This is a genomic window from Brasilonema sp. UFV-L1 (genome assembly GCF_012912105.1).
Lineage (GTDB): Bacteria > Cyanobacteriota > Cyanobacteriia > Cyanobacteriales > Nostocaceae > Brasilonema.
The window spans coordinates 1-7842 of record NZ_QMEA01000220.1; the positions used below are offsets into that span (position 1 = coordinate 1).

Consider the following 7842-nt stretch of genomic DNA (forward strand, 5'->3'; position numbering starts at 1 on the left):
CTCTATACAAGCTTTTTCAGACTATTTAGTACATTTGCACCGGGGGAAGTTCAGTATAAGCATTCAGCGCCTGTTTCACGAATCAGTTTGGCAGTTTTTTCACCTTCTGCATCGCGTCTGCCTGAGAATACTACCTTTGCTCCAGCAGCACCAAATGCGGTAACTTCGTTAAGCTTTCCTTCTCTACGAGAGGCTGCGCCAACGGAACGCTACGCGTAGCTTGCTTCCCCGTAGGGGTACGCTAACGCGGTTGCACGACCAATTCCTGAAGTTCCGCTAGTGACTAACGCCACTTTATCTTGCAGTATCATTCTGTTTCTCCTGTTTCAATTTCGTCAGTTTGTATCGGGTAAGTTTGTCTCAGCAACTCAGTGACTTCTTGAGCGATCGCAATCAGGGCATGATTAACTGAGGAGTCGCGAAGAGAACCAGTCTGAGGTGTACCTTCATGCCCAGAATTATTCTTGCCTTGTACTAATAAATGCGGCATAGAATTATCCTCAATGAAATACTGATTTGTAATTGACTAAATCAATACGAAAGAATTCAGTTGTTGGCATGGTAATTTTTGGCATGGTTCAAAAAGCGGTAATTTTGTTCAGCGAAACAGGCAAAATCTAGCTATCAAAATTTGATAGCTTACAGCACTTACAGGCAAGTCAGATATGAATTGAGAGCAAAGATCGGGGAACTTAATGACTTGCAGCAATCATGGCAGCCATCAACTCCGTCGTGTTCCAGCGCTCGGTATACCGAATTCCATTGATAAACAGGGCTGGGGCAGTCGTTACTCCACTCTCTATTCCGCCTTCGATATCTTCATTGATGCGATCGACATGCACTTGTTTAGACAACTCTTTGAGAAATTGAGGAATGTCAAGCCCTAAATCATTGGCGTACTCGACAAGATAACCGTTCTCCAACCTTTGTTGATGGTCAAATAAAGTATCGCTCATTAACCAAAACTTTCCTTGGGCGGCGGCGGCTTCGGCTGCTTGGGCTGTCCGTTGTGCCTGGGGATGAATCTGGATCTGTGGAAAATGGCGGAAGATAAAACATAAATAATCCTCTCCAAAAGAAACCGTAAGCTCTTGCCGAATGATTTTAATCAGCTTGTAAACGGCTGCACTTCTAGGACATTGATAATCCCCATACATCACTAATACCACGGCGGCACTTAGCACACCTTGACTGTGATCTTGGGTTGAAGCTGGCACAACTAAAGAACTGGAACTATGGTCGTCGATCATCTTTCTACATCTGTATCAAGCATGGAACCTTGCGATTCACTTGCTCAATCCACATGAATTCAATATAAGCAATTGGGTTTTAGTTGTCGTCTACAGTGAGTTAACATTTTTAGGCTGTAATTTGATGGAGCAGCCGCTCCTTCTTAAGATAGAAGGTAGGCTCTAACTTAAGTTAGAATCCGAATTTGATCGAAAGTACATCCTACAAACTTACAATGCCGCGCTTAACGGCAACAATCACAGCTTGGGTACGATCGCTGACATCTAACTTATTCAAAATCCGATTGACATGAGATTTAACTGTGCCTTCACTGATACTCAAAGCAGCCGCAATATCGGCATTACTCATCCCCTGCGCCAGTGAGCGGAGTACTTCTAGTTCTCTTTCACTCAGTTCTGGATTGCTGAGGCGCTGTACCAACTTTGCTCCCACATCAGGCGGAATATATTTCTGACCCCGATGAACGGTACGAATCGCATTCAGAAGCTCGTCCGGTTCAGTTTCTTTCAACAGATATCCTTTTGCGCCTGCCTGCAATCCCCGATAAATATCTTCGTCACTATCATACGTGGTCAGTACAATAATCCGAGCAGATTTAGCAGTAGCACAAATTGCACCGATGGCGGCAACTCCTTCCACTTCAGGCATTCGCAGATCCATTAGCGTTACATCTGGTTGGTGTTCCCGAAAGGCGGCGATCGCCTGTTCCCCATTTTCGGCTTGGGCAATCACTTGCATATCTGGGTCACGGTTAATAATCGTGGCTAATCCTTGCCGAAAAATGGCGTGATCGTCCGCAATCAGAACCCGAATGGTCGTAGCTTGGCTCATTGTAATGCTCACTCAAGGGTTGACGGTGACAATAATTTCTGTTCCTTGTCCAGGTTGACTCCTAATCGTTAGTTGTGCGCCGATGCGCTCTGCCCGTTCGCTCATGCCGAGTAAGCCAAAACCCTCAGAGGCTGAAATACTTCCAACTCCAAAGCCCTGTCCATTGTCTCTCACGCGCAAGCAAAACTGGTGGCGATCGTAGACTAGCTCCACTCGAATTTCGTCAGCATTGGCGTATCTAATCGCATTAGTTAATGCTTCCTGCCCAATCCGTAGTAAGTTATTCTCGACTTCAGTGGGTAGAGAATACACTGCACCCTCAATCTCATAATATAGACTGACATCCATTGCGGCAGTTCTGATTTGAGCGATGAGACGATGTAGAGCGCTCTGTAGACTGCCTTCCTCCAAAAGCTGAGGACGGAGCGCAACGACCGATCGCCGCGCTTCAGTCAGTCCAGTCCGCGCCAATTCTTTGATCAGATCCAGGTGTGCCTGAGTTGCTTCTACATCATCCGTTAGCACCTGTTTTGCAGCTCCCACCTGAGCCAGAATGCCCGTAAACGCCTGAGCAAGTGTGTCGTGAATCTCGCGTGCCATGCGGTTGCGTTCATCCAAAATTGACGCGGCTTCTGCTTGCTTCAACGCCGTAATATCTCGCGACAGCCAAATCACCTGATCGTGACTGATTGGAGCAATGCGAGCTGAAAACCAGGCTTCTCGTCCATTTAGAAACGCACTGTACTCGACTGTAAGGATTTGTTGGGTTCTTAGCACCTGCTGAATATAACTTAGAAATTCATCGGCTTGTTCCTCTCCGAGTTGATGCATGGTTTTACCAATCATCTCCTCAAAGGGTTGCCATAGCAGATTTGGCTCCTGTACGATTATTTCAAGGAATCGCCCTTCAGCAGACAGTACAAACAATGGATCGGGAATTGCCTCAATTAGAGTCCGTAGTTTTGACTCTGAGGCTTGTAAGGCTGCTTCTGCCTGTTTGCAATCGTCGATATCCGTAATAACTCCCAACGCTCGGATGGGTTCACCGGATTCATTCCAGGTAACAATTTTGCCGACAGAACGAATCCATTTCCACTGACCGTCCTGGGTACGACGGCGATACTCTACTTGAAAGTTGGGGATTTCTCCAGTAATACAAGCATGGTAGGTTGCGACAACTGATTCTCTGTCATCAGGATGCAAACGAGCAATCCATTCAGGAATGGTTTCGTGGAATGTTGCTGGATCGTAGCCCAGCATTAAAGCGTATTCCGGGTTAACAATTCTTTCTTCAGTCTTTAAATCGAAATCGTAGAGTCCTTGATTTGAAGCGGTTAATGCTAAGCGTAGTCGTTCTTCACTCGTTTGTAGAGCGGCTTCTGCTTGCTTGCGATCGCTAATATCCGCAATCACCCCTTCAATGTAGTCATCGTCTGCATTCAGATAAGCAGAGAAAAGTCCCCAAAACACTGTCCCATCTCGTTTTCGCCCCTGTGCTTCATAGCTTCGCACTTCCCGATCCCGCTTCAGCACCTCAAGGAATTGTTGGCGATCGCTGGGATTTACATAGTAGTCCGTGGCGTGTTCAAGCCCAATCATCTCCTCTGATGAATCAAAGCCAAGCAGATTGGCATAGCGTTGATTGGCATCGAGAAGTAATCCATCCGAGAGGCGGGTGCGGAAGATGCCAACCTGTGAGTTTTCAAAAATATTGCGGAACTTAGCTTCACTGCGTTGTAATGCCTCTTCTGCTTGTCTACGCTGGGTGGTATCATTGCCCACCGATAAGATTTCAACGACCTCTCCCTGTTCATTGAAGATGGCTTGATTCGACCAAGCAATCCAAACCCGTCTACCGTCTCGACAAAGGTTTTCATTCTCGGTTTGCAAGTAAGCTTGAGGCAAGGAAGTTTCAAGATTGTGAAACAGATTGTAAACAAACTGCTTGAGATCGCGTCCAGATGTTTCGGCTTCTGGAACGATTGTTTCCAGTAGGGTACGCCCTAAAATCTGATCTTCCTCATAACCAAAAAAGCTCAGTCCATAGTCATTCATGTATCGAATTCGTCCTTGCCTATCCGTGCGAAGGATGATTGAATTCGCAGTTTGAATCAGGTTACGGTAATTGGCCTCACTTTGCCGTAACGCAGCAGTTCGTTCTGCGACCTGTTGCTCTAAAGTGCAGTTGTAGTCGGCTAGGAGTTTCTCGGCTTGTTTGCGCTCTGTAATGTCCTGAAAGGTAGCGATCGCATAAGTAATATTGCCCTGTCGATCAAAAACTGGTGTTCCCCGTGCCTCAAGTAGAATTGAGACACGATCTCGACGAATTTCTATATCTTCAGTCCTGATGCGTTCGCCCCTTAATGCCCGCACAATAGGCAAGCTCTCCGCTGGATAGATTTGATCCGTTCCCGCTACATAAAGCTGATAAGCCTCTGAGATCTGCTCCGGTGCTATGGAAGTATTAGTTTCTTTGCCCGTGAGTTGATTGCCGCATTGGTTGGTATAGTAAGGGCGACCCGCCGCATCCACGATCGCAATTCCCACCGGAATCGCTTCGAGGAACTGGGTGATCTTGCTTTCCTTAGCCCGCAGTTCTGAGTAAAGGTTGGCATTTTCGATGGCGATCGCTGCTTGAGTCGATAATAGCTGCAAGACCTGCGATCGCTCTGGTGTAAATACTCCAGCTGCTAACCGATTTTCTAAATACAATACACCGACCAGCTTGGCTTGATTCAGCAGCGGCAAACAGAAAATAGATTGAGGCTGGTTCTGTTGAATGTATGGCTCATTAATAAAAGCACCTTCACGAGTCGCATCATTTAAGGTGACAGGCTTCAGAGTCCGAATCACATATTGAATGATTGATTCTGGCAATCGATCGGCAATTGGAATAGACTGTAACACCTGAGTCGCACAAGCATTCTCATCGGTATTGAGTTCACAAGCCGCTTCAATCGACCATTCTCCTGAGTTTTCTAAAATCAGATATCCGGTTTGTGCGCCAGCATTCTCAATTAAAGTTTGCATCAGCGATCGCAGCAATTGCTTCAGTTCAATTTCACGAGAAATCGCCTGTGAAGCTTTCATCACTGCTGCTAAATCGAAAGCGGTATGGAAGGGATTAGTGATAGTTTCAGCAGTAATAGGAATTGATGTGGAAGCGGCTCTAGACGACTGAGAAAAGAACTGTGGATAGCGTTTTTCTAAGTCTTTAACTTTAGCGGTTGCGCCCCAGCGATCGTAGCAATAGTGCGCCTCTTTCATATAAGTTTGAGCAATTTTTTCTCGACCTCGCGCTAGATAGTGTTTAGCCGCTAATTCATAAGCTAATGCTTCTTCCTGGATATACTCATTTTCAGCAGCACCTGCGATCGCCCGTTCATAAAACTCCTCAGCCTCAAAGAATTGCCCTGAGACTCGCGCTTTCTCTGCTTCGACCAGATGAAATTTATGTAGATAATTCATCGGGGCGTGTTCTGCCCATTTTTGCATCTTTTCTTGGTTGCTGCTCACACAACTTAGCCAAGCCTCTTTTTCAGCGCTCGAAGCCTCAACAAACAGGCTCAAAAGCACTAGAGAATTGTAGAAATAGAATATAGGTACACCCGTTATTGCTGTTACCCCTCCTAAATACTGCTTGGCTAAAACAGCAGTTTGTGCAGCTTGCTGATACTCCCCAAATAGATAACACAATATGACTTTGTTTAAATAAAAGTAGTGAATTCCAGTTCCGTCTTTAACTGCAATAGCGTGCGATAGCGTTTGCTCTTCATCATATACATTACCAATTAAACGGCTTGGGTTCTCAGACCTACCTAACAGATTAAGAACTGTTTGCCACAACACTGCAATCCAATTCAAGGGATTTTCTCGTCTGATTTGTCTGATCGCTTTGCTGTAGGTTGCCGTTTTTTGTTCCAATTGGGTGAGTTCCTCACCAACAAAAAACGAGCGATAACATGCATGATATAAAGCATAGCCAGCGAATTCAAAGTCTCCGGTTTCTACTCCGTTTTGATAAGCATCAACCAGAAATGGTATTACTTTCCTAAGATGTACCTTCCAGTGCATGATATGGGCACTCGGAAACATTAATGCTTTAGCATTTCCTTTTTTGGTATTCAATCGTTCTGCCAAGCTTAGAGCAAATTTGCCAAATCTATAACCGAGTTCAATATCTTGAACAACTCCACATAGAATAGATCCGTAGGCAGCATAACTCAGTGGTGACCAGGTAGCATTGCCGTAGTTGATTGATAAATTCACCATTTTGCAAGCAATCAGCATCATCAGTGCTGATGACACCGTAAATGCAGCACCCATGATATTCGCCAGGATATACATTGCTGCCAGCGGTTCTGGTGCGGTCATCTTTGGTAAATTAATTAAGTCTTCGATTTCTCGTCCAGTTAATAGTGCAGCCGTTGACTCCAATTCTTTTTGAACATCTAACTGACTTGGAGTTTCTAATAAGTTTACTTCCAGGAGCTTCAACACTTCCAATCCAATTTTAAGTGCTTCTTTCAGGTTGCCCTGTGACAAATATCTTTGAATTCTGCTATCGTAAGCCTGCACTTTGTCAACCACTGTCTTAGCGTGATCGAGTACCACTTCTACCAACTGTTCCATCTCATCAAAGCAACCATGAAGATATGCTGCTTCTGCTGCTTCTGAGTACAGTGCTAAGGTAAGGTCATACTCACTCTGCCAACTCTCTGAATTGAGGAGTTTAAGCCCTGTAGTGAAATACTTAAAAGCTGCTTCATAAGCCGTTGCTGCCTTTGCTTTCTGACCTGCCATTAAATTCAATCTGGCAATTTCAGTTCGTTCTGATCGGGCAGTGACTAGCTCAAGTCCTTGATTGAGATGATCGATGATTTCAAACAGCCTATCGGAGCGTTGCTCTGGTGAAGTTTTTTCGAGCAAATTGCGACCGATTTGGAGATGAACAACCTGTTTCTGCGATTCATCAATCAAAGCATAAGCAGCTTGCTGAACGCGATCGTGCAGAAACTTGTAGTCTTGAACTAACAAGTTTTCGTCTAATTCAGATAAAGGTTGAATTAATTCAGCTTGTATTGCTGCTAGTAAACCCTGGAAAATCGCTTGAGGTGAGCGATCACAAATGATCGCTAACGTTTCTAAATCAAATTCAGCTCCAACACAAGCGGCTAAACGAAGAATTCGCCGTGTTTCATTTGGCAATTTCTTCAACTGGATCAGCAGCAACTCCACCACATTATCGGTAATATTTTGGGCTTGAATTTGAGCAATATCCCACTGCCAGCTTAACTGTTTCGCATTAAAGATTAACAGATTTTCGCTATACAGCATTCGCAAAAATTCACCGACAAAGAAAGGGTTGCCTTCGGTTTTACGTAACACTAATTGGGCTAAAGAACGAACGGTGTCAATATTGCGACCTAGCGTCTCGGCAATCAGTTGACTCAAGGGTTCGAGCGTTAAGGGTGCTAAGGTAATCTCCTGAAGTACTGCCCCTTGGTTTCGTAGTTCTAAGAGCGTTAATACTAGTGGATGCGTTGGATGCACTTCCGAGTCTCGGTAGGCTCCAATCAAAAATAGATATTGGGTTTGCTCGTCGAGCAATATTAACTCGATTAACTTCAGCGTCGCGGAGTCGCACCATTGTAAATCGTCTAAGAAGATCACCAGGGGATGTTCTTTTGAACAAAACACCCGCACAAAATTTTGAAAGATTCGATTAAAGCGGAATGGCACTAAGAAAAGCTCTAAGCT

4 protein-coding genes and 1 pseudogene are annotated in these 7842 nt (G+C 45.0%); all 5 read right to left on the reverse strand.

Annotated elements, in window-relative coordinates:
• Positions 1 to 53 precede the first annotated feature (53 nt).
• A pseudogene (locus DP117_RS36760) lies at positions 54 to 311 on the reverse strand (oxidoreductase); the annotation flags it as partial.
• Positions 308 to 490 (reverse strand): hypothetical protein, encoded by a 183-nt coding sequence (locus DP117_RS32700; RefSeq protein ID WP_169222327.1) that lies wholly within the window; start codon positions 488 to 490, stop codon positions 308 to 310. The pseudogene DP117_RS36760 and the gene DP117_RS32700, both read right to left, overlap by 4 nt.
• A 202-nt stretch (positions 491 to 692) precedes the next feature.
• On the reverse strand, positions 693 to 1250 hold the full coding sequence (locus DP117_RS32705) for a DsbA family protein (RefSeq protein WP_169222328.1): 558 nt from the start codon (positions 1248 to 1250) through the stop codon (positions 693 to 695).
• Between the two features lie 202 nt (positions 1251 to 1452).
• Complete coding sequence (locus DP117_RS32710) at positions 1453 to 2082, reverse strand: response regulator transcription factor (protein ID WP_169222329.1); 630 nt, start codon at positions 2080 to 2082, stop codon at positions 1453 to 1455.
• 12 nt (positions 2083 to 2094) lie between these two features.
• Positions 2095 to 7842 (reverse strand): PAS domain S-box protein (locus DP117_RS32715; RefSeq protein ID WP_169222330.1); only part of this gene is annotated, 5748 nt, incomplete at its 5' end.

Coding starts and splice junctions, on each gene's coding strand:
- DP117_RS32700 (WP_169222327.1), bottom strand. CDS start 490: ATGCCGCATTTATTAGTACAAGGCAAGAATAATTCTGGGCATGAAGGT.
- DP117_RS32705 (WP_169222328.1), bottom strand. CDS start 1,250: ATGATCGACGACCATAGTTCCAGTTCTTTAGTTGTGCCAGCTTCAACC.
- DP117_RS32710 (WP_169222329.1), bottom strand. CDS start 2,082: ATGAGCCAAGCTACGACCATTCGGGTTCTGATTGCGGACGATCACGCC.